Below are 2,111 nucleotides of genomic sequence, written 5' to 3' on the forward strand. Positions count from 1 at the left end.
TACTTATTCATGACTATAAATAGTTAACGTCCTAGAAATCTTTTGTCTTCAGCAAAAGGTTTCTTTTTTTGTGCTTTCAGCTGCAGGATCTAATAACTTATTGATAAATTCCTTATCTGCATCTGTACAAGCCGGATAATAGTTAGAAATGAAGAATTCTCCATTTTCGTCAATTTCTAGTGCTACTTTTCGCAACCCTTTAACGAAATAGAATATTGGTTTTTTCTTCCACTGCGTCACTGCACCGCTTTCTATCAGCTCTTTTGTTCTCTCACTTACCACCTTGTTTTCATCAGCTTCCTTCATTTGTTCCAAGGTCGCAATTTTATTTTTTAGTTTCGTGATTGCTGCTCCGTAGGTTCTCGCCTTAATTGCTGGTTTTGTCTTGTTATAGGCTTTTGCTTTTTCGTTAGCCTTTTCAAGCTCTTTTAGTTCATTTTTAAAGTAGTCAATGTTATTGACGCTTGTTTTTGCGCCAACCGTCGCATAACTTGATTTACCGACCACATGAACGTCTTTAATTAGCTCGTTTTTTTCCTTAAAGTCTTCTACCTTTTCCAGCATTTCCACTCTTTTTTCTTGTTTTTCTTGTTCCTTCAGTAATTTAATTGCACGATCATGATAGCCATTTACTTTCTTATAAATGTCCCCACGGCCAATAATGTTAGGCTGTCCGAAAGGGATACGGTCATGTTCCGCTCTAATTAAGCGGTGTGTTTCTTCGCTTTCTCTTTTTAGTCGTTGCAATTTCCCTTGTGCTTGTTCAAGTCTAGTCATTTTTACTCGCTTCTTTCTGTTTTTTATTTTTTTCAAAACTCATTTTTTTGAAGATTTAGGAAGGGGTGCTTCTTTTGAACTTCGTTGGTTCGGTATTTTTCTGTGGTCCTCTCCTTTCTTTGTTTGCTGTTATGATCCATTTCTTCAGTGAGTTTGAGGTTTTGGGTGCGCAGAGAACAGACATCAGACACAAAGAAAACACAAGGGCGAGCTTGCTCGTGCATTTTACCCTTGTGTTTTCGACTGGCTGTTGTATGATTCGCAAGTACACAAGGCCGGCTCACTGAAGAAATGATAACCGCAAGAAGGGGCCGAGTGACAGAAAAAACTTAAATCTGCGGAACGCTTCCTTGTGGTCTCACAAGGAACAACTCGTGTCAATGTCCTTTTCCGTTAAGCGAGGAACGAGTAGGAAAAGGAAACGTTCCTCATTCGGAACGAATGGGAATAGAACGTTTAATTGACTCGTGTTGAGTGCAGCAGAAAATCCATTGGTTTTGGAGCAAGGGCAACTGCACCGCCGCGGAACAATGGATTTTGTCCTAGATTTCGGTTAGGAATGCTAAGAACGGTCTTTTCTTAGCATTCCTAACGTTTAATCTTTAATTACCTTGACCCATTTGTCTACCGCTTGTTTCAATTCATCTGGTACCTTTTGTCGATTCTTCTTTCCTTGTAACTGAACAACCCTATTGTAGTTGTACTCTAATGTGAAATAAGATTTTTGAGGGTTCTTCTTCTCTCTTACGAAGATAATCGTTGTTTCTCCCTTTGCGTGTCTGCTTATATAGCTTGCTACGCAATGGTTTAGTGCTTTTCCTTCTTTTTTTATGTCGTTTGCTCGTTTAGGTAACACAAATGTGAACCCATCAATATCTCGTTCATACTTCCTTAATTGTTCCAAACGTTCTTTTATTTCTTTATCCCTTTCTTCATAGTTCACCTGATTAATTCTATCCACTGCACAATCGTGTGCGACTTCTAAATCTGGCGGTAACTGATTACGTTTGTTTATTTCTATTTTTAGGAGCGTTAACATATTGAGGTAGTCTTGATAATACTTAAATGACTTTCCTTGCTTTACTAACCAATTCTGAAACTTAACAGCGCCAATCTCATTTGGAAAATCGGATATGTCGCTCTTTAATACGTATTTTTCAATCCCTTTTACCATTGGTATGTTTAAGCTTTCAAATGTTTGTTTCAGCTGTATCTCTTTTAGACTATTGTCTGTATTCTTTAAAAATGTTTTGTACTTCCTTAGACAGTTCTTTGTAAGTATTCGCATGTCTACTGCACCACTCATAACATCATATGCTAATTTATGAGCATTT

At 37.7% G+C, this 2,111-nt stretch carries 2 protein-coding genes; both read right to left on the reverse strand.

All coding sequences use genetic code 11. The features are described from left to right. Positions 1 to 48: 48 nt before the first annotated feature. Positions 49 to 777, reverse strand: a complete 729-nt coding sequence (locus tag KQI94_RS15770; RefSeq protein ID WP_002383622.1) for a hypothetical protein — start codon at positions 775 to 777, stop codon at positions 49 to 51. Between the two features lie 595 nt (positions 778 to 1,372). Further along, the coding region (locus KQI94_RS15775; RefSeq protein WP_216454615.1) for a PcfJ domain-containing protein at positions 1,373 to 2,111 on the reverse strand (739 nt) is incomplete at its 5' end.

The organism is Enterococcus sp. S183_ASV_20, assembly GCF_018919685.1.
Taxonomy (GTDB): Bacteria; Bacillota; Bacilli; order Lactobacillales; family Enterococcaceae; genus Enterococcus; species Enterococcus faecalis.